The organism is Comamonas sp. JUb58 (assembly GCF_004364775.1).
Lineage (GTDB): Bacteria > Pseudomonadota > Gammaproteobacteria > Burkholderiales > Burkholderiaceae_C > Comamonas.
Genome location: NZ_SOAL01000012.1, coordinates 159968 through 180257 on the forward strand (window position 1 = coordinate 159968; position 20290 = coordinate 180257).

Genomic DNA, 20290 nt, shown 5'->3' on the forward strand with positions numbered 1-20290 from the left:
AGGCACCAGGCGCATGTGTTACCGCCAACGATTCTATCGACAAATACCGGCCCGGCCTGACTGCACAAACTGTGACATCTGAAGCAAGCACCGGGCATGGCACAGCGAGCCCGCAGCAGGGCTGGCTTGGTGTATAAAACCGGCTATGGCGCGCAGCGCCGCCACTGCACATCTCGTGCACCCTGCTTTGTGAGAGTCTTGACCACCATGTTCCCCACCCCCTTGGCCATCCGTTCTTCCCGCCTCGCTCAGCGCTGCCTCGCCGCATCGGCCATGGCCTGCGCACTGGCTGCAGCCTTGCCGGCAGCAGCGCAGCAGGCGGCGCCCGCCGGGGAGCCGCAGATGCAGCTGGCCCGCACCGAGCTGACGGCCGGCATGCACCGCATCCATGCGCAAGTGGCGCAGACGGCGCGTGAGAAGGAAATCGGCCTGATGTTCCGCAAGGAGATGCCGGCCAACGAAGGCATGCTCTTTGTGTTTGACCGCCCCGGCACCCAGTGCTTCTGGATGAAGAACACCATCCTGCCGCTGACCGCCGCCTTTGTCAGCGACGACGGCACCATCGTCAACCTGGCCGATATGCAGCCGATGACGGAAGACTCGCACTGCTCCAGCAAGCCGGTGCGCTATGTGCTGGAGATGAACCAGGGCTGGTTCAAGCAAAAAGGCATTGCAGCCGGCACCAAGCTGCGCGGCCGCCCCTTCAGCGCTCCCTGAGCAAGCGCTTTCGGGCGATCACCTTTGGTAGTCGTCCTTACGTACTGACCAGCAGCCAGTCACCAACAGGCAGGCCCGGCGCAGGGCTTGCATCTATGATGGTCCGCAGAACAACCCTGTGGAGACATGACCATGGCTGCAACTGCGCGCTACCCCCTGCCCGATCTCAAGAGCCTGCCTGAAGACATCCAGGCCCGCATCGCCCAGGTGCAGGAAAAGGCCGGCTTCATCCCCAATGTGTTTTTGGCCTTTGCGCGCCGTCCGGCAGAATGGCGCGCCTTCTTTGCCTACCACGATGCGCTGATGGAGCGTGAGGAAAGCAGCCTGAGCAAGGCCGAGCGCGAGATGATCGTCACCGTCACCAGCGCCCACAACGAATGCCTGTACTGCGTGGTTGCGCATGGCGCGCTGGTGCGCATCTATGACAAGGCCCCGATGCTGGCCGACCAGTTGGCCGTCAACTACCGCAAGGCGAATATCTCGGCACGCCAGCGCGCCATGCTGGATTTTGCGATGAAGGTCTGCACCCGCTCGCAGAAGATCGATGAAGCCGATTTCAGCGCCCTGCATGCCCATGGCTTTGATGACGAAGACATCTGGGACATCGCAGCCATCACCGCCTTCTTTGGCCTGAGCAACCGCATGGCCAGCTTTGCCGGGATGCAACCCAATGACGAGTTCTATCTGATGGGCCGCATTCCTCGCAGCAAGGCATAAGGAAGGCAAGGCATGGATCAAGGACGAGAAGACAGCCTGCTGATCAGCGAAGCCGACCTGCAGCGCCTGGCGCTGCAGGTATTGCAGCACCTGGGCTTGAGCGCGCCCCACGCCCAGGCCATTGCCCGCATCGTGGTCGCAGGCCAGCGCGATGCCTGCCAAAGCCATGGCGCCTACCGCATCCTGAGCGCGGCCCAGACCATCCACACCGGCCTGGTGGATCTGCAAGCCCCGCCACTGCTGCAGCCCACGCAAGGCGCCATTACCCGGGTCGATGCCCAACGTGGCTTCTCGCCTTGGGCGCTGGAAGTGGGCCTGCCGCCCCTGGTGGCAACCACCCGCCAGTTGGGCATGGGCGCCTTAGTGATCAACCACTGCTTCCACTTCACGGCGCTGTGGCCGGAGGTGGAGATGCTCACCGACCAAGGCCTGGCCGCCCTGGTGATGACACCCAGCCATGCCTGGGTGGCACCAGCCGGCGGTACCAAAGGGGTGTTTGGCACCAACCCGATCGCCTTTGGCTGGCCCCGGCCCGGCCCCTACCCCTATGTGTTTGACTTTGCCACCAGCGCCATTGCGCGCGGCGATCTGGATCTGCACCGCCGCGCCGGTACCCCGCTGCCTGAAGGCGTGGGCGTCGATGCGCAAGGCCAGCCATCAACCGACCCGGCAGCCGTGGCCCAGGGCGCCATGCGCACCTTTGGCGGCCACAAGGGCTCTGCCCTGGCCACCATGGTGGAGTTGATGGCCGGAATGCTGATTGGCGACCTGGGCAGCCAGGAATCGATGGCGCTCGATGCCGGTGCTGGCGGCATGCCCTGCCACGGCCACCTGGTGCTGGCTTTTGATCCGCAGAGTTTTGCCGGTGAAGACTGGCCCGGCCACCAGGCGCGTGCCGAGGCCATGTTTGCGGCGATCAAAGGCCAGGGGGCACGCCTGCCTTCCGAGCGGCGCTATGCCGCGCGGGCCCTGAGTGCGCAGCAAGGCATTAGCCTGCCGCGTAAGCTGCACGCCGAGATCCTGGCCTTGTTGGACTGACGCAAAGCAAACAGCCGCCCATCTTGGCGGCTGCAAGCTACGGAGCTGTTAGACGGACTAGCGCGCGATGCGCTTGGCGATCTCGGCCACCAATTGCTCGCCCAAGGCCGCCTTGCTGGCATGGGGCAGCTCCTGGTGGCCTTGCGCGTCGACCAGCAGCAAGGCGTTGTCGTCCTTGCCAAAAGTGGCCGGGCCAATATTGCCGACCAAGAGTGGAATCTGCTTGCGCAGGCGCTTGGCCTGGGCATTGGCCAGCAGGTTTTCGCTTTCTGCGGCAAAACCCACGCAGTACAGCGCACCGTTTTGGGCGCGCGGCAGCTGGGCAACGGTGGCCAGAATGTCCGGGTTCTCGACAAAGGCCAGCTGCGGTACTTCACCGCTGCCGTCTTTCTTGATCTTCTGGTCGGCCGCGCGGGCTGGACGCCAGTCGGCCACCGCAGCGGTGGCGACAAACACATCGGCGCCCTCAACACTGGCCAGCACCGCTTGCAGCATGTCTTGCGCCGATTGCACATCGATGCGGCGCACGCCACGCGGCGTGGGCACATGCACGGGGCCGGCCACCAGGGTGACGTCGGCGCCAGCGGCCTGGGCCGCACGCGCAATCGCAAAGCCCATCTTGCCGCTGGAGAGGTTGGTAATGCCCCGCACCGGGTCAATCGCCTCAAACGTGGGCCCGGCGGTGATCAGCAGCTTTTTGCCAGCCAGCGCCTTGGCGCTGAAAAAGTACTGCAGCTCTTCCTCGATCTCGGCAGCTTCCAGCATGCGGCCGTCTCCGGTCTCGCCGCAGGCCTGGTCACCATTGCCTACGCCCAGCACCACGGCGCCATCAGCCTGCACCTGGCGCAGGTTGCGCTGCGTGGCGGGGTGGGCCCACATCTCGCGGTTCATCGCGGGGGCCAGGATCAGGGGCACGGCGTCGATGGGCCGCGCCAGGCACAAGAGGCTCAGCAGCTCATCGGCCCGGCCCTGCACCAGGCGGGCGATAAAGTCTGCGCTGCAAGGGGCCACCACAATCGCATCGGCCTCGCGGCTCAGGTTGATGTGCGGCATGTTGTTGTGCTCGCGCGCATCCCACTGCGAGGTGTAGACGGGGCGGTTGGAGAGCGCCTGCATGGTGACCGGCGTCATGAATTGGGTGGCCGATTCGGTCATGACCACCTGCACGGTCGCTCCGGCCTTGATCAAGCGGCGGCACAGCTCGGCAGATTTGAAGGCTGCAACGCCGCCCGACATGCCGAGGACAATATGTTTTCCGTGGAGCTGGTTCATGCCCGCCAATGTAGCAGAGGCACAGCGCCGCCGCTGCACTGCAGCAGACAAGAGAGCAGCGCCAGAACGGCTATCTTTGCAGCACTCCATCGCAGTCAAACCCGTGGCCATTGAAGCCCATTTATCGCAGCTGGCCGCACGGGCTGGCTTACGCCTTTATAATCAGAATTTCCCACCTCCCTAAAAGACATGACCAAATTTGTCTTCGTTACTGGCGGTGTGGTGTCTTCCCTGGGCAAGGGAATCGCCTCAGCCTCCCTTGCAGCGATTTTGGAATCGCGCGGACTCAAAGTCACCCTGATCAAGCTGGATCCCTACATCAACGTGGATCCAGGCACCATGTCCCCCTTCCAGCACGGCGAAGTGTTTGTGACGGACGATGGCGCCGAGACCGACCTGGACCTGGGCCACTATGAGCGTTTCATTGAAACGCGCATGCGCCAGTCCAACAACTTCACGACCGGCCGCATCTACCAAAGCGTTCTTGAAAAAGAACGCCGTGGTGATTACCTGGGCAAGACCGTGCAGGTCATCCCCCATATCACCAACGAGATCCAGGAATACGTCAAGCGCGGCGCCGGCATCGGCACCGACCACGCGGTCGATGTCGCCATCTGCGAAATCGGCGGCACGGTCGGCGATATCGAGTCGCTGCCCTTCCTGGAAGCGGTGCGCCAGCTGTCGCTCAAGCTCGGTCCGAACAACTCGGCCTTTGTGCACCTGACCTACCTGCCTTACATTGCAGCGGCCGGCGAGCTCAAGACCAAGCCTACCCAGCACACGGTGCAGAAGCTGCGCGAAATCGGTATCCAGCCCGATGCGCTGCTGTGCCGCGCCCAGCATGCTGTCCCTGAGGAAGAGCGTGACAAGATTTCCTTGTTCACCAACGTGCAATCCTGGGGCGTCATCAGCATGTGGGATGTGGACACCATCTACAAGGTGCCCCGCATGCTGCACGAGCAAGGGCTCGACGGCCTCATCTGCGACAAGCTGCGCCTGAACACGCCGCCAGCCAACCTCAAGCGCTGGGATGACCTGGTCTACGAGACCGAGCACCCCAAGGGCGAAGTGGCCATCGCGATGGTGGGCAAGTATGTCGAGCTGTCGGATGCCTACAAGTCCGTCAACGAAGCGCTCAAGCACGCCGGCATGCAAAACCATGTGCGCGTGAAGATCACGCACGTGGATTCGGAAACCATCCATGACAGCGATGCCGCCGAGCTGCTCAAGAGCTATGACGGCATCCTGGTGCCCGGTGGCTTTGGCTCGCGCGGTGTCGAAGGCAAGATCTCCACGGCCAAGTTTGCCCGTGAAGGCAAGGTGCCCTACCTGGGTATCTGCCTGGGCATGCAGGTGGCCACGATTGAATACGCTCGCCATGTGGCAGGCCTCGACAATGCCAACTCCACCGAGTTTGACCGCCAGACCCCCCACCCCGTGATCGCTTTGATCACCGAGTGGAAGGATGCCGACGGCACCATCAAGACCCGCGACGAGAACTCGGACCTGGGCGGCACCATGCGCCTGGGTGCGCAGTCCTCCGATGTGCAAAAGGACTCGTTGGCCCACAGCATCTACGGCGATGTGGTGACCGAGCGCCACCGCCACCGCTACGAAGCCAACACCCAGTACCTGGACCAGCTGCGCAGCGCGGGCCTGGTGATCTCTGCGCTGACCCAGCGCGAGCACCTGACCGAGATCGTCGAGCTGCCCAAGGCGGTGCATCCCTGGTTCATCGGCGTGCAGTTCCACCCCGAGTTCAAGTCCACCCCCTGGGCCGGCCATCCGCTGTTCAATGCCTTCATCAAGGCAGCAGTCGATCGCAAGAAGCAGGCAGCCAAGTAAAATTGCGGCCAGCTTGCGGCACACACAGAAGCCATGACAAACAAAGCACTCCAAGACGCTGCGTTTCTCATGGCGTCTTTGCTCTCACCCCACCCTTAAGGAACACCGTCCATGCAATTGTGCGGATTTGATATCGGGCTTGATAAACCCTTTTTCCTGATTGCCGGCCCCTGCGTGGTCGAGTCCGAGCAGCTGCAGATGGATGTGGCCGGACAGCTCAAGGAAATGACGGCCAGCCTGGGCATCCCCTTTATCTTCAAGAGCAGCTTTGACAAGGCCAACCGCAGCTCGGGCACGAGCTTTCGCGGCCCCGGCATGGAAAAGGGCCTGGAGATTCTGGCCAAGGTGAAAAAAGAGCTGAATGTGCCCATCCTCACCGATGTGCACAACGAAGCCGAAGTGCCCTACGTGGCCAGCATCGTCGATGTGCTGCAGACGCCCGCCTTCCTGTGCCGCCAGACCGACTTCATCCGTGCGGTCGCGCAATCGGGCAAGCCGGTCAATATCAAGAAGGGCCAGTTTCTGGCCCCGCATGACATGAAGAATGTCATCGACAAGGCTCGCGCTGCCGCCAAGGAAGTGGGCCTGCCCGAAGACAGCTTCATGGCCTGCGAACGCGGTGCCAGCTTTGGCTACAACAACCTGGTGAGCGACATGCGCTCGCTGGCCATCATGCGCGAAACCAATGCGCCCGTGGTGTTCGATGCCACGCACAGCGTGCAGCTGCCCGGCGGCAATGGCACCTCCAGCGGCGGCATGCGCGAGATGGTGCCCGTGCTGGCCCGTGCAGCGATTGCCGTGGGCGTTGCTGGCGTGTTCATGGAAACCCATCCCGACCCCTGCAATGCCCTGAGCGACGGCCCCAATGCCGTGCCGCTCAAGCACATGAAGGCCTTGCTCGAAACCATGGTGGCGCTGGACAGCATCACCAAGCAGAACGGTTTCCTGGAAAACAATTTTGGAGCTTAAATGCCAAGCGCATACATCATTGCATCCGTCACCGTCACCAACCCCGAGCAGTACGAGGAGTACCGCAAGTACAGCACCATCGCCATGCAGACCTATGGCGCTGAAGTCTGCGTGCGCGGCGGCAAGGTCGAGGTGATCGAGGGCGACTGGAACCCCGGCCGCACCGTGATTCTGAAGTTCAAGGACAGCGAGCAAGCCCGCCGCTTCTACGACTCGCCCGAGTACAGCAAGGCGCGCGAGGCACGTGCCGGCGCCGCCATCATGCGCATGGTGCTGGTCGAAGGCGTTTAAGCGCTGCATCAGCCTACCAACCCCTTGATTCCGTGCAGTTGCAGTCCACCCGTTTGCAGCGCACCAACCCTTTTCTCAATCTCTGAAAGGCTCTAAAGTGAGTGCAATTGTTGATATCGTTGGCCGCGAAATTCTGGATTCGCGTGGCAACCCCACCGTGGAATGTGATGTACTGCTGGAATCGGGTGTGATGGGCCGCGCGGCCGTCCCATCGGGCGCCTCCACCGGCTCGCGCGAGGCCATCGAGCTGCGCGACGGCGACAAGAGCCGCTACCTGGGCAAGGGCGTGCTCAAGGCCGTCGAGCACATCAATACCGAAATCTCCGAAGCCATTCTGGGCCTGGATGCCGCCGAGCAGGCCTTCCTGGACAAGACCCTGATTGACCTGGACAACACCGACAACAAGAGCCGCCTGGGCGCCAACGCCATGCTGGCCGTGTCGATGGCCGTGGCCCGCGCCGCTGCCGAAGAAGCTGGTCTGCCGCTGTACCGCTACTTTGGCGGCATGGGCGGTGTACAGCTGCCCGTGCCAATGATGAACGTCATCAACGGTGGCGCGCACGCCAACAACTCGCTGGACCTGCAAGAGTTCATGATCGTGCCCGTGGGCGCGCCTAGCTTCCGCGAAGCGCTGCGCTGGGGCGCGGAAGTGTTCCACGCGCTGAAGAAGATCATCGACAGCCGTGGCATGCCGACCGCCGTGGGTGACGAAGGTGGTTTCGCACCATCGGTCGAGAACCATGAAGCCGCCATCCAGCTGATCCTCGAAGCCATCGACCAAGCCGGCTACACCGCTGGCGAGCAGATCGCTCTGGCACTGGACTGCGCTGCCTCCGAGTTCTACAAGGACGGCAAGTACGTGCTCGAAGGCGAAGGCGGCATCAGCCTGACAGCCGAGCAATGGACCGACATGCTGGCCGCCTGGTGCGACAAGTACCCCATCATCTCCATCGAAGACGGCATGCACGAAGGCGACTGGGATGGCTGGAAGGTGCTGACCGAGCGTCTGGGCAAGAAGGTGCAGCTGGTGGGTGACGACCTGTTCGTGACCAACACCAAGATCCTCAAGGAAGGCATCGACAAGGGCATCGCCAACTCGATCCTGATCAAGATCAACCAGATCGGCACCTTGAGCGAAACCTTTGCCGCCATCGAGATGGCCAAGCGCGCCGGCTACACCGCCGTGATCTCGCACCGCTCGGGCGAAACCGAAGACAGCACCATCGCCGACATCGCCGTGGGCTTGAACGCTGGCCAGATCAAGACCGGCTCGCTGAGCCGCTCGGACCGCATGGCCAAGTACAACCAACTGCTGCGCATCGAGGAAGACCTGGGCGAAGTGGCGGTATACCCTGGCCGCTCTGCCTTCTACAATCTGCGCTAAGCCCGCTGCGGGGCATGGCCTCTGGCCCTGCCCGTACGCCCTTGCCAACCCTGTTTGCCATGATCTCTCGCATTGTTCCTTTCGTGCTGCTGGCCATTCTGGTCAGCATCCATGCCCAACTCTGGAGTGGGCGCGGCAGCGTGCCCTACGTCAAGGACATGAAGCAGCAAATCGCCACCCAGAAAACGGAGAACGAAGCCGCTACGCGTGAGAACGTGCGCCTGGAGACCGAGGTCAACGACCTCAAGCAGGGCATGGACATGGTCGAAGGCAAGGCCCGCAACGAGCTGGGCATGGTCAAGCCCAATGAAGTGTTTGTGCAGTACACGCGCAAATAAAGCAGCGCGGCACCCAGCTCCAGCAAGCGCCTCTCAGGAGGCGCTTTTTTGTCGCCCACCCCTGGCTTTGGCCGTATCATCGCCGGCATGTCTGCGACGCCCTCCTCTGCCATGACGCCCCACCCCCAAGGCTTGCTACCGACGGTCTATCTGGCCTCGGCAGCTTGTGCGGATGCAGAGCAGCTCGCGCAGCAACTGGCGCATTACCTGGCACAGTGCGATACCGCAGCGCCCCCGGCATTTGTGCTGCAGGCCTGCAGCTTTGCGCAACTCAGCGACTCGCCAACGGCAGAGGTGCCAGCCGTTTTTCTGGCCCGGCACGACGCCGTGCTGCTGCTGGCACCACCGATGCGTGACAGCGCAAGCCAGGCCGATCCGGCACAGACCCTGCTGATGCAAGCACGCCTGCACCTGGTGGCCCAGGGGCAGGCGTTTCAATTGTTGTTCAGCCAGGGACACCGGCTGGAGCAAGAGGCGCTGGCAGCACTGTGCAACTGGTTCCCGCAGGCGCCGGGCCTGCAGGCATTGCGTATGGCATTGCGCCAGAGCACCCCCGGCGCGCGTGCCCGCTGGAACTGCGAAAAATGCAGCGACCCCGATTGCGAACTGCGCCTGTTCCAGGGCCTGATCAGCCCATCGGCCAGTTGAGCACCACCGCGGCGCCCGGCATCACTGCATCAGGCTGGAGGCCGGCGGGTCATTGCCGCGCTCGGTAAACAGGTGCGCCACATCAACGGCGTCGAAGCGGTATTGCTGGCCGCAGAATTCGCAGCCCACCTCGATCATGCCCTGCTCTTCCAGAATGCTGTCGGACTCTTCCTGGCCCAGGCTGCGCAGCATATTGCCGACGCGCTCGCGGCTGCAGGTGCAGGCGAAGTGCGGGCCGCCTTCGCCGTCTTCAGGCACAAAGCGCAGCAGCTTTTCTTCCCAGAACAGGCGGTGCAGGATGGTCTCGACATCGAGGTTCAGCAGCTCATCGCGGGTCAGGCTGGCTGCCAGATGGGCGATGCGGTTGTACTCTTCGTTGAGGCCGATCTGGTCGACCTCTTCGGTGTTCTGCGCACCAGCGGCCAGATTGGCCTCGCCCTTGATCGGCATGCGTTGCACGATGAGGCCAGCAGCCACCTTGTCGTTGGCAGCCAGCACCAGCACGGTATCGAGCTGCTCGGACTGGCGCATGTACTGCTGCAAGATTGCGGCCATGCTCTCCAGCGGCTGGCCATCCACATCGACCAGCGGCACCACGCCCTGGTAGGGCTGCTGACCGGGTTGCTTGTCCTTGGGGTCCAGGGTGATCGCGCAGCGGCCCTTGCCATGCACATTGACCATGTCGGTCAAGGTCGCATCCGCGGGCAGATCACCAATCATCGTGACGGTGGAGCGCACGCTCAGGTTGGTCAGCACCTCGGTGACGGCCAGCTTCACCGGGCCATCGCCCGAGATCTGGAACACCAGCGCACCATTGAACTTGATGTTGGACTGCATCAGCACGCCGGCGGCGGTCATCTCGCCGAGCATCTCCTGCACGGGCAGCGGATACGGACCGGTGCTGGTATTGACTGCGCGGCGCTGCAAGATCTCTTGCCAGGCATCGGTCAGTCGAACAATGGCTCCCCGCACGGGCAGCCCATCAAACAAAAATTTATGCAGTTCAGACACTGTAATTCTTCCAATTCAATACATGCAGGCCTGCTGCGCCCGGGCATGGCACCCGGGGGAACAGCGCCTCAATCCGGCAATTTTCGCAGACCCGCTTTGAAACGCCGTGCATTGGCCATATAGCCCTCTGCACTGCGCCGCAGTCCCTCGATCTGCTCCTGGCTCAACTGGCGCACCACCTTGGCGGGACTACCCACAATCAAGCTGCCTTCAGGAAACTCCTTGTTCTCGGTTACCACGGCACCAGCACCCACCAGGCAATGGCGACCGATCTTGGCACCGTTGAGCACAATGGCGCCCATGCCGATCAGCGACTCATCACCGATGCTGCAGCCATGCAGGATGACGTTATGGCCGATGGTCACATGCTTGCCGATATCCAGGGGCTTGCCCTTGTCGGTATGCAGCACGCTGCCGTCCTGGATATTGCTGCCCTCGCCGATGCGGATCGGGTCATTGTCTCCGCGCAGAATGGCACCAAACCACACACTGCTGTCTGCGGCCATCTCCACGCGGCCAATCACCTGCGCACTGTCTGCAATCCAAGCCGAGGCGGCAACCTGCGGTTGCACCCCATCGAGTTCATACTTCGCCATCTTGTCTCCATCGGGTTAGGGTTCCGGGTCAGGGCCCCACTCCTGCTTGCGAGCACGGGGCCATGCCTGCCTTGCACGCCCTCAGGGGGCGCCAGCCTCATAATTGTAGGGATGGAATTACGTCAATGTGCCTTGCAAGCCCTGTGTGTGGCTGATGCCGAGGAAAAATCCGCGCTCGCCCTTGCCATGTATGCGCAAAGAGCCACTATTTCAATAGCACCCCAGGCGCAGTTAGCCGTCCCCGAGGGCATCAGCCTGCCCGGCCACCCGGCCAAGCCCGAGCTCAAGGCCCACACCGCCATGGGCCGGCGCTCCCCCGCCACGGCCGAGGGCCGCGCCATCCTGCTGCACGCCATCGCCCATATCGAGTTCAACGCCATCAACCTGGCGCTCGATGCGATCTGGCGCTACGGCGGCATGCCCGAGGCCTTCTACCAGGACTGGCTGCAGGTGGCGGGCGAGGAAGCCAAGCATTTCCGGCTGCTGCGCGCCCATTTGCGCAAATGGGGCCATGACTATGGCGACTACCCGGCGCACCAGGGCCTGTGGACCATGTGCGAAAAAACGGCCGATGACATTGTTGCGCGCATGGCCTTGGTACCCCGCACCTTGGAGGCCCGTGGTTTAGATGCAACTCCCCAGATCCAGGCAAAATTGCAACAAACCTCTGCGGAAGACGCATTAGAGGCAGTGGCCATCCTGGACATCATCCTGCGCGAAGAAGTCGGCCATGTGGCCATCGGCAACCACTGGTACCGGTTTCTTTGCGCGCAGCGCGATCTGGACCCGGAGCGGCACTACAGCTGGCTTGTGGGCCACTACGAGGCCCCCCGACCCCGCCCTCCGATCAACCTGTCTGCCCGCCGCGAGGCCGGGTTCAGCCAGAGCGAACTGGACTGGCTGCAGGGGCAGCTGTAACAAACGGACGCTTTTTATACGCCCAAAGCGTGTGCAGTTTGCTACAAAACCAGCAGGTCCACTCTCTCCACAGACGCGTGAAATGCCTGATATGAAGGACAATGCACGTCGATCCCGAGATAACGAAATGCAGACATTGCTTGCGCCAGTTGCTGGTGAGGCACCACTGATGCATGCAATGGTTCAGCCGTACATGCAACACACGAGCGCGCCCCCTTCAGCACCCCCCTCCATGGCAGCCGCCATGGTGTTCACGTCACCCGCACCCCCTATTGCCTGGCAGCCCATCAAAGATGCCGAAGGCGCTGTCATTGGCCACGAGATATTCAACCGCTCCCGCAGCGCGTCGTCCCACACGCTGGAATCCGACCTGGCGCTGACCCATGCCGTGCTGTCGCACCTTGAGCCCGCCCCTTTGTTGGGCGATGGCCTGCTGTTCCTGAACACCACGTTCGAGAGCCTGCGTGGCAGCCATATGAATCTGCTACCTGTGGACCAGGTGGTGCTCGAGATCCCATCACTGGGCCATGCGGCCTCGTCCGAGGCCTTGGCCCGCCGCCCTGCGCTGGAAGCCCTGCGCGCCAAAGGCTTTGCCCTCGCTTTCAACCACTCGGTGCTGGATTCGTCCTATGCGCCCTGGCACGACCTGGTCAACTACCTGAAGATCGACTTCTCGGTGCTGTCGGCCGAGCGCGCCGTGTTGATGCTGCAGTGGGCGCGCCGTATCTCTGGCGCTACCTTGATCGCCGACAAGATCGAGTCCGCCGCGCAGCTGCAACTGGCGCAGGAGAACAAGGCCCATCTGCTGCAGGGCTATGCGGTCAGCCGCCCTGAGCCCATCCCCGCCCGGGTGGTTCTGCCCAGCACCACCGATGTGGCAGCGCTCGCACATGCGCTGAACAACAAGGTGGACACCGCAGCCCTGGTCGAACTGCTGCAGCACCGCCCCGCGCTGCTGTTCAACCTGCTGCGCATGGCCCAGTCGCAAGACCTGCAGGCACGCGTGCCCTACCTGTCGCTGCCAGAGCTGGTGCAGGCCTACCCGGCCGAGCACCTCAAGGCCTGGGAAACCATGCTGCAGGCCGTGGCCGCCAAGATGCCGCAACTGCCCCAGATCCAGCACTGCGAAAAGCTGTACCCGCGCCTGAGTGCCGAGCTGGCCAGCCAGGCCCAGGTGCTGTGGCCGGATGTGCCCGCAGCCAACCTGCAACTGGTGGCCGGCGCCTTGCTGCTCGGCCATATTCTGGGCATGGAGGTAGAACAGGCCGCCAGCCAGCTGCTGCCCAGCACCCTGGCCCAATCGGTGCGCCTGCTGGCCCCGCAGTGGGAGTCCATGCTGTCTGCACTGGCCTAATCAGACATCGTCCCATCACCCACAAAAAAGCCCGGTGCTGCATCAGCACCGGGCTTTTTTGTGGGTAGCGCGTTGGTCAGCACCGCCGTGGGTGCTGACCGGGGCGATTACACCATGTCGTCATCCAGGTGGTCTTCGTGCGCGCGCTCCCGGATAAAGAAGGCCGCAATCAGACCCAGGGTCACACCAAACATCACATAGAAAGCAGGCGACATGGTCGAGCCGGTGGTCTTGATCAGCCAGGTCACGATGAACTGGGCAAAGCCGCCAAACACCATCACGGCGATGTTGTAGGCCATGGACATGCCGACCGAACGCACATTGGCGGGGAACAGCTCAGCCATCACCGTGCTAAAGACACCGAAGAACACCGACACAAACAGGCACACGACCACTTGCACAGTCATCAGCTTGGCGATGGTGGGACCATCGGTCAGCCAGGCGTACAGCGGGTACAGCACCAGCAGGTAACCCAGCAGCGAGCCAATCATCAGCGGACGGCGGCCCACACGGTCCGACCAGGCACCCATGAAGGGCATCAGCACGACCATCAGCGCCGCACCGGCCATCTGCACCATGAAGGTATCGTGCAGCGGCAGCTTCAGGGTCACGGTGGAATAGGTCACTAGGTAGGTGAAGGTGATGTAGATCGACACCGTTGCCGTGACCACCAGGCCCATGCCGACCAGGGTCTCACGTGCATGGGTGCGCAGCATCTCCAGCACACCGACTTGCTTGACGGTGCCGGCCTTTTGCGCGGCTTGCATCTTCACAAAGGTCTCTGGCTCTTCCACATGGCGGCGGATATAGATAGCGACCGGCACAATCAACAGGCCCACGGCAAAGGGAATACGCCAAGCCCAGGACATCAGCTGCTCTTGCGTGAAAAAGTCGGTGATCAAGGTACCCACGGCTGCACCGATCAACAGCGCTGCCATCTGGCCCGTCATCTGCCAGGAGCCATAAAAGCCCCGCTTGCCCTTGGGGGCCAGCTCGATCAGCAAAGCGGTCGAGGTGCCGAACTCGCCACCCGCAGCAAAGCCTTGCAGCAAGCGCGCCAGCACGATGAAGATGGGAGCCCAGATGCCCACGCCCTGGTAGGTGGGCGCGAAGGTGATCAGCGCAATGGCCACGGCCATGATGCCGGTGACCATCACCATCGCCGCCTTGCGGCCCTTGCGGTCGCCGTACAGGCCCAGCAGGATGCCGCCCACGGGGCGCATAAAGAAGCCCACGCCAAACACGGCCGTGGTCATCAGGATGCGGTTGAGGTCATCGCTGGGATCGTTGGGGTTGGAGGGGAAGAACAGCTTCGCCACGATGGGCGTCATGAAGGCAAAGACCAGAAAGTCATACCATTCGAGCGCATTGCCAATGACAGCGGCCAGAATATTTCGCTTGGATACAGCAGTAGATTGCACGCAAAAATCCTAAAAAACACGAGGCACAGCCGGCAGCAACACGGCTAGATGCAATAACGAGAGCGGAGAATGATCTGATGAACGGTGCAGCCAGGGCGACAGGCGTGCGAGACAGAAAGGCGGGCAAATCCAGGAAAACACAGACCGCACCGGCGTCCATTCATGCATGAAACGCATGAATAACCATATAGATCAGCATTGAATTGTAATCGGTCGCAAGCAAGGCAAAGACCGCCAAAGCGGCATTTGCCCCTGATGGCGGTGCAGGCAAAGAAGTTTTCCCAGGCTGCGGGACGCATTGGCCTCGAGACAGTACAAGCCCATGAATCCATGGGAAAAGGCGCTGAGGCCCCGCATCAGCAAGGCTTCAGCGGCGATCCGCCAGCGCATGGGCGATGGTGCCCAGGTCCACATATTCGAGCTCACTGCCAATGGGCACACCACGGGCCAGGCGCGTGAAGCCAATGCCCTTGCGCTGCAAGGCCTCGCCGATCACATGGGCGGTGGCTTCGCCCTCGGCGGTGAAATTGGTAGCCAGGATCACCTCCTGTACCACCCCATCGGTGGCCCGCTGCAGCAATTGCTGCACACCGATATCGCGCGGGCCAATGCCGTCCAGCGGCGACAAACGCCCCATCAGCACGTAGTAATAGCCCTTGTAGGCACCGGTGCGCTCCAGCGCGGCCTGGTCGGCCGGGGTCTCCACCACGCACAGGCGTGCGGCATCCCGCCCTTCATCCAGGCAGGTGTCGCAAATGCGGTTTTCGGTAAAGGTGTGGCAGCGCTCGCAGTGCTGCACGCGGCTGCTGGCCTCATGCAAGGCGCGGGAGAGCAGCTCAGCCCCCTCGCGGTCGTTTTGCAGCAGGTGAAAAGCCATGCGCGATGCCGACTTGACCCCCACCCCGGGCAGGCGGCGCAGGGCCTGCACCAGCGCATCCAAGGTGCCGGTATCAGACATGGCCAGCACCCATCGGAGTGGACATCAGACAGACAAGCCCTTGGCCGCGCAGAGCAGCCAACGGCTTGGTAGCGATAAAAGCTTGCGACAAAGCGACCCGCTTAGAACGGGAACTTCATGCCGCCGGGCAGGCCTGGCATGCCAGCGGTGATCTTGCCCATCTTCTCGTTGCTGGTCTCTTCCGCCTTGCGCACGGCGGCGTTGAAGGCAGCAGCCACCAGGTCTTCCAGCATGTCCTTGTCTTCGGACAGCAGGCTTGGGTCAATGGTCACGCGCTTGACGTCGTGCTTGCAGGTCATCAGCACCTTGACGAGGCCGGCACCGGACTCGCCTTCGACCTCGATGTTGGCCAGGTCGTCCTGGGCCTTCTTCAGGTTGTCCTGCATGGCCTGGGCTTGCTTCATCAAACCAGCGAGTTGTCCTTTGTTGAACATGGAAAATCCTTCTGTATAAAAACCTGCGGCAGGCGGGAGCACCCATCTGCCAGCGAACGCCGCATCATAGAGGCTGAATGCTACCGGGCACTATTTTCGCGCCAAATTGCTGTATCAAAGACTGGACATAGGGATCCTGGCGCACGGTGTCTTCTGCCGCGCGCTGGCGGGCCTGCACGGCATGGGCCTTGCGCCGCGCCGGGCAGTCGCTTACGGCGCCAACGGACACCTGGATCTTGCCCACCAGGCCGGCGGCCACCAGCGCGGTGCGCAGGCGCTCGATCGTACCGGGCTGGGCGAGCGACTCCAGGTCCACCCGCAGCCACCACTCGTCGGCCTCGCGCTTGAGCAGTTGCGAGCGCAGCGCCAATTGACGTGCCACCGCCGTGATCGCCTCGGCCTGCACCAGGCCGACCACGGTGTCGTTCCAAAAGCGCCCCTCTTCCGTGTCCTCAAACTCGGCGGGCACGCGGCCCAGGTTCTCGCCAAAGCTGGCAGCGGGCCGGTCCAGCTCACTGGCCTGCGGGGTTTGCACCGGCAAGGCAATCAGGCTGGCAGGCTCGGGCGCGGCTGCAGCAGATGGCTGCGCCACCGGCGCCGCATCGGGCAGATCGGCCTGCGCAGATGGCTCGTCATCCGCATAGGCCTCCATCGGCACATCCTCAAAGTACGGCGCTGCGGTGTCGTCCTCGGCATCGCTGTCGGGCTCGGACGGGGCATCGTCGTCATGGGCTTGTGGCTGCTCCTCTTCCACCAGCTCCTTCTCGGTCTGGGCAGGGGTCGGCGGCTCGATGGCAGCAGGCGCCGCAGCGGCCGCAGCGCGCGCGGGGATCAAATCTTCGGCACTGCGCACAGGCAGCTTGACGGCTTCTACCGCTGGTGCAGCCACGCTGCGCGGCGGTTCCACCGTTGCTGGCTGGGACACTGGAGCCACCACAGGTGTCGGCGTAGGCGCAGTAACAGCTGCCACTGGCGGGGATGCAACCACAGGCGCAGCAACTACCGCTACGGGCGCATCCACTACAGCCGCTGGAGACGCGGCAACAGGCGCCACAACAGCGGGAGCAACCGCCACAGCAGGTGCTGCCATTGGCGCAGCTACTGGCTTGGCCGCTGCCGCCGCCGGGGCCGCAGCCCCACTATTCAGAGTTTTTTTTTCAGCCGAGCCCGCAGGCTTGAAGGCCAGCAGCCGCAGCAGCGCCATCGTCAAGGCGGCGTATTCATCGGGCGCCAAGCCCAGCTCGCCCCGGCCATGCAGGGCGATGCTGTAGAGCAGCTGGGTTTCGTCCGCAGGCATCTGCTGGGCCAGGCGCAGCAGCTCTCGCTGCTCAGCGTCGTCTTCCGCAGCAGCGGCCTGGGCTTTGTCCGGAACGGCCTGGAACACGGCCATGCGCTGCAGCTGCACGGCCATGTCTTCCAAGGTAGATGCAGCCGACAAGCCCTGGTGGCGCAGCTGGTTGACGGTATCGACCACTTCAGCACCATCGCCGCGCGCCAATGCATCGATCAGGCGAAACACATGGCTGGAATCGACGGCGCCCAGCATCTGGCGCACACTGGCTTCTTGCAGCTGACCGCCACCAAAGGCAATGGCCTGGTCGGTCAGCGACAGCGCATCGCGCATGGAACCACGGGCCGAGCGCGACAGCAGGCGCAAGGCCTGCGGCTCGGCGGCGATCTGTTCTTGCACCAGCACGCGGCCCAGGTGTTCCTGGATGGTCTCTGGCGCCATCGGGCGCAGGTTGAACTGCAGACAGCGCGACAGCACCGTGACCGGCACTTTCTGCGGGTCGGTGGTGGCCAGCACAAACTTCAGGTATTCGGGCGGCTCTTCCAAGGTCTTCAACATCGCGTTGAAGGCGGTATTGGTGAGCATGTGCACTTCGTCGATCATGAAGACCTTGAAGCGCCCCTGCACCGGCTTGTACACGGCCTGCTCCAGGAGGCCCTGCACTTCATCAACACCCCGGTTGGAGGCGGCATCGAGCTCGGTGTAATCGGGGAAACGTCCGCTGTCGATCTCGGTACAGGCCGGGCACACGCCGCAAGGCGCAGCGGTGATGCCGCCATGGCCATCAACGCCCGTGCAGTTGAGCGACTTGGCCAGAATGCGCGAGACCGTCGTCTTGCCCACACCCCGGGTTCCTGTGAACAGATAGGCATGGTGCAAGCGCTGCTGCACCAGCGCATTGGACAGCGCCTGCACCACATGCTCCTGGCCTACCATTTCAGAGAAATTCCGCGGACGGTATTTGCGAGCGAGAACAAGATAAGACATAGCATCGCATTCTACGGTCAGTCGCGGCCATGGACGGCACTGGCTGCGCGCAGCTTGCAATACTTTTGGCCGCGGCGCCCTGGCGGCATAGACGAACATGGACTTTTTGGCCAGCTTGGCCAAGGGGGTCCCATTCTTTAGGTACAATCGACAGCTGACGGGCCTCCTCGCATGGGGAAGCGGCCAACCGGGTCAGGTGGGGAACCAAGCAGCCCTAACTGTGGATCCAGTGCCGGGGTCAGGCTCGTCACCTTCTTCTGTCCAATGCCAGCCTCGTGCTGGCATTTGCTTTTCCAGGCCAAGCGTGGGAATCCACGTAGAATGGCGCCCAAGCCATTCCCGTCACTGCCATGAAATACCTGCTGTGGCTGCTCAAAGCTGTCATCTTCTTCACCCTGTTTGCATTTGCGCTCAATAACCAGCGGGATGTGGTGGTGCACCTGTTCTTTGGCACCCAATGGCAGGCGCCTCTGGTTCTGGTCGTGCTGCTTGCCTTCAGCGCGGGCGTGATTGTCGGCATCATCGGCATGGTGCCGCGCTGGTGGAAGCACCGCAAAGCCGCCCAGCGTGCAGCGGCAGCGCAAACCGCAGCGGCCGAACCCACCCCCTCCACCAACGCCCCTGCGGACGAGTCCACCCCGCTGCCACCTCATGGAATTTGACATCTCCTGGATCTTGCTGGGCTTTCCAGCTGCGTTTGTGCTGGGTTGGCTGGCTTCGCGCTTTGATCTGCGCCAGATCCGCCGCGAGAACCGCAGCGCCCCCAAGGCTTACTTCAAGGGGCTGAACTTTCTGTTGAACGAGCAGCAGGACAAGGCCATCGATGCCTTTATCGAGGCCGTGCAGAACGACCCCGATACCGCCGAGCTGCACTTTGCGCTGGGCAATCTGTTCCGCCGCCGGGGCGAATACAGCCGCGCTGTGCGGGTGCATGAGCACCTGCTCTCGCGCGCCGACATCAGCAAGCCCGAGCGCGAGCGCGCCCAGCATGCGCTGGCTCTGGATTTCATGAAAGCCGGCCTGCTGGACCGCGCCGAAGATGCGCTGGCCCGGCTGGAGAACACCCCTTACGAGAACGAGGCACGCCTCTCACGCCTGGCCATCTATGAACGCGCCCATGACTGGCCGCAAGCTGTACAGATTGCGCGCCTGATGCACAGCCACAACCAGGGCGACTACAGTGTGCGCATTGCCCATTACCTGTGCGAACAGGCGCTGGGCCAGTTGGCACAAGGCCAGCTCGACGCCGCGCAGGATTTGCTGCAGCAAGCCCAGTCCGAGGCGCCACACGCACCGCGCCCCCGTATCGAGCTGGCCCACCTGCAGCACAAGAGCGGCCACCCCGCGCTGGCCCTGGGTTCGCTGATGGAGCTGGCCTCGGTATCGCCCTCGTCGGTGCCTTTGGTGGCGCCGCTGATGCTGGAGCTGGTCAAGACCGACGAGCGCAAGCCCCAGGTGCGTGCGTTGCTGGAGGCCAATTACCAAAGCTCCCCCTCGCTGGATGTGATGCAAAGCCTTGTGCAGCTGGACGAGTTTGCCCCTGTTGACAAAGCTGCCGGCCCCGTGGGGCGCGACTGGTACATCGAACACCTGCGCCATGAGCCCTCGCTGGTGGCCGCCGGCCGCTGGCTTGCGCAAGAATCGCTCAGCCACGAAGAGCACCACCCTGCCATTCAACGCGCGCTGGACAATGCTGCCAAGCCGCTCACCCGCTACCGCTGCGCCGCCTGCGGCTTTGAGGCACGCCAGCACTTCTGGCAATGCCCCGGCTGCCAATCCTGGGACAGCTACCCGCCACGTCGGGTAGAAGAGCAGTAACAACCTATCCAAACAGCGATAGGACTTCGCTGTTGCTTCTGCTAGGATGCGGAAACGCCCTGCCCTGGGGCGCAGGAGCCCTGATATGCCACGGCACCGGACCCCACGCAGCCCAGCCCCGCCCGCAGCGCTCTGCAGCCACGCGCCAGCAGCGGCGCAATATGCGCTTCCGCCACGCCCAACCGGTGTTTTTGGCCTGCGGCGCCGCCATCGCCTCCCCCTGAATCAGCCACCCGACACTGCAGCAAGCCTGCAGTGTTGTGCTATGGGCAAGCGCCGGGCT

The 20290-nt window shown here is 62.9% G+C and carries 20 protein-coding genes and 1 other RNA gene; 14 read left to right on the plus strand and 7 right to left on the minus strand.

The features are described 5' to 3' along the window. The first annotated feature begins 273 nt into the window (after nt 1-273). The 3 genes from EDF71_RS14730 (at nt 274) to EDF71_RS14740 (ending at nt 2472) form a co-directional block, all read left to right on the plus strand. Entirely contained in the window at nt 274-717 is a 444-nt protein-coding gene (locus tag EDF71_RS14730) for a DUF192 domain-containing protein (protein WP_133857372.1), read from the plus strand. A gap of 132 nt (nt 718-849) precedes the next feature. Next, complete coding sequence (locus EDF71_RS14735; protein ID WP_133857330.1) at nt 850-1434, plus strand: peroxidase-related enzyme; 585 nt, start codon at nt 850-852, stop codon at nt 1432-1434. Between the two features lie 12 nt (nt 1435-1446). Continuing rightward, entirely contained in the window at nt 1447-2472 is a 1026-nt protein-coding gene (locus tag EDF71_RS14740; protein ID WP_133857331.1) for an Ldh family oxidoreductase, read from the plus strand. Between the two features lie 57 nt (nt 2473-2529). Here the strand turns inward: EDF71_RS14740 and coaBC are convergent, their stop codons facing one another. After that, nucleotides 2530-3744 (minus strand): bifunctional phosphopantothenoylcysteine decarboxylase/phosphopantothenate--cysteine ligase CoaBC, encoded by a 1215-nt coding sequence (coaBC, locus tag EDF71_RS14745; protein ID WP_133857332.1) that lies wholly within the window; start codon nt 3742-3744, stop codon nt 2530-2532. Nucleotides 3745-3933: 189 nt separating this feature from the next. On the opposite strand from coaBC, the gene EDF71_RS14750 reads away from it, so the two are divergent. The 6 genes from EDF71_RS14750 (at nt 3934) to EDF71_RS14775 (ending at nt 9219) form a co-directional block, all read left to right on the plus strand. Next, the gene (locus EDF71_RS14750) at nt 3934-5589 is read left to right on the plus strand and encodes a CTP synthase (protein WP_133857333.1); all 1656 of its coding nucleotides are present in this window, start codon (nt 3934-3936) and stop codon (nt 5587-5589) included. A 111-nt stretch (nt 5590-5700) separates the two neighbouring features. After that, the gene (gene kdsA, locus EDF71_RS14755; RefSeq protein WP_133857334.1) at nt 5701-6558 is read left to right on the plus strand and encodes a 3-deoxy-8-phosphooctulonate synthase; all 858 of its coding nucleotides are present in this window, start codon (nt 5701-5703) and stop codon (nt 6556-6558) included. After that, nucleotides 6559-6849, plus strand: a complete 291-nt coding sequence (locus EDF71_RS14760; protein ID WP_021028244.1) for a DUF1330 domain-containing protein — start codon at nt 6559-6561, stop codon at nt 6847-6849. A gap of 97 nt (nt 6850-6946) precedes the next feature. Continuing rightward, the gene (gene eno / locus EDF71_RS14765) at nt 6947-8233 is read left to right on the plus strand and encodes a phosphopyruvate hydratase (RefSeq protein ID WP_133857335.1); all 1287 of its coding nucleotides are present in this window, start codon (nt 6947-6949) and stop codon (nt 8231-8233) included. A 59-nt stretch (nt 8234-8292) separates the two neighbouring features. Further along, nucleotides 8293-8571 (plus strand): septum formation initiator family protein, encoded by a 279-nt coding sequence (locus EDF71_RS14770; RefSeq protein WP_021028246.1) that lies wholly within the window; start codon nt 8293-8295, stop codon nt 8569-8571. A 111-nt stretch (nt 8572-8682) separates the two neighbouring features. Beyond that, nucleotides 8683-9219: a hypothetical protein gene (locus EDF71_RS14775; protein ID WP_133857336.1), complete on the plus strand. Its 537-nt coding sequence runs from the start codon at nt 8683-8685 to the stop codon at nt 9217-9219. A 21-nt stretch (nt 9220-9240) separates the two neighbouring features. Here EDF71_RS14775 and EDF71_RS14780 read toward each other — a convergent pair whose 3' ends face one another. Beyond that, complete coding sequence (locus tag EDF71_RS14780) at nt 9241-10230, minus strand: Hsp33 family molecular chaperone HslO (RefSeq protein WP_133857337.1); 990 nt, start codon at nt 10228-10230, stop codon at nt 9241-9243. Between the two features lie 68 nt (nt 10231-10298). Continuing rightward, nucleotides 10299-10826, minus strand: coding sequence for a gamma carbonic anhydrase family protein (locus tag EDF71_RS14785; RefSeq protein ID WP_133857338.1), 528 nt, complete (start codon nt 10824-10826; stop codon nt 10299-10301). A 111-nt stretch (nt 10827-10937) separates the two neighbouring features. Between EDF71_RS14785 and EDF71_RS14790 the strand changes: the two genes are divergently transcribed. After that, on the plus strand, nt 10938-11744 hold the full coding sequence (locus tag EDF71_RS14790) for a ferritin-like domain-containing protein (RefSeq protein ID WP_133857339.1): 807 nt from the start codon (nt 10938-10940) through the stop codon (nt 11742-11744). Between the two features lie 232 nt (nt 11745-11976). Next, nucleotides 11977-13098 (plus strand): EAL domain-containing protein, encoded by a 1122-nt coding sequence (locus tag EDF71_RS14795; protein WP_166656547.1) that lies wholly within the window; start codon nt 11977-11979, stop codon nt 13096-13098. Nucleotides 13099-13205: 107 nt separating this feature from the next. Here the strand turns inward: EDF71_RS14795 and EDF71_RS14800 are convergent, their stop codons facing one another. The 4 genes from EDF71_RS14800 to dnaX form a co-directional block, all read right to left on the minus strand. Then, nucleotides 13206-14519 carry an MFS transporter gene (locus EDF71_RS14800; RefSeq protein ID WP_133857341.1) on the minus strand — a complete coding sequence of 438 codons (1314 nt, stop codon included), beginning with the start codon at nt 14517-14519 and terminating at the stop codon, nt 13206-13208. 367 nt (nt 14520-14886) lie between these two features. Then, nucleotides 14887-15477, minus strand: a complete 591-nt coding sequence (gene recR / locus EDF71_RS14805) for a recombination mediator RecR (RefSeq protein ID WP_133857342.1) — start codon at nt 15475-15477, stop codon at nt 14887-14889. Nucleotides 15478-15578: 101 nt separating this feature from the next. Next, nucleotides 15579-15911, minus strand: a complete 333-nt coding sequence (locus EDF71_RS14810; RefSeq protein ID WP_021028254.1) for a YbaB/EbfC family nucleoid-associated protein — start codon at nt 15909-15911, stop codon at nt 15579-15581. 64 nt (nt 15912-15975) lie between these two features. Then, nucleotides 15976-18189, minus strand: coding sequence for a DNA polymerase III subunit gamma/tau (gene dnaX, locus EDF71_RS14815; RefSeq protein WP_133857343.1), 2214 nt, complete (start codon nt 18187-18189; stop codon nt 15976-15978). 156 nt (nt 18190-18345) lie between these two features. On the opposite strand from dnaX, the gene ffs reads away from it, so the two are divergent. The 3 genes from ffs to lapB all read left to right on the plus strand — a co-directional run bounded on the left by ffs (nt 18346) and on the right by lapB (nt 20007). After that, an RNA gene (gene ffs, locus EDF71_RS14820) (signal recognition particle sRNA small type) lies at nt 18346-18441 on the plus strand. A gap of 98 nt (nt 18442-18539) precedes the next feature. Next, on the plus strand, nt 18540-18851 hold the full coding sequence (locus EDF71_RS14825) for a LapA family protein (RefSeq protein ID WP_133857344.1): 312 nt from the start codon (nt 18540-18542) through the stop codon (nt 18849-18851). Further along, nucleotides 18841-20007, plus strand: a complete 1167-nt coding sequence (lapB, locus tag EDF71_RS14830) for a lipopolysaccharide assembly protein LapB (RefSeq protein WP_133857345.1) — start codon at nt 18841-18843, stop codon at nt 20005-20007. The genes EDF71_RS14825 and lapB overlap by 11 nt, the downstream gene beginning before the upstream one ends. Nucleotides 20008-20290: the final 283 nt, after the last annotated feature.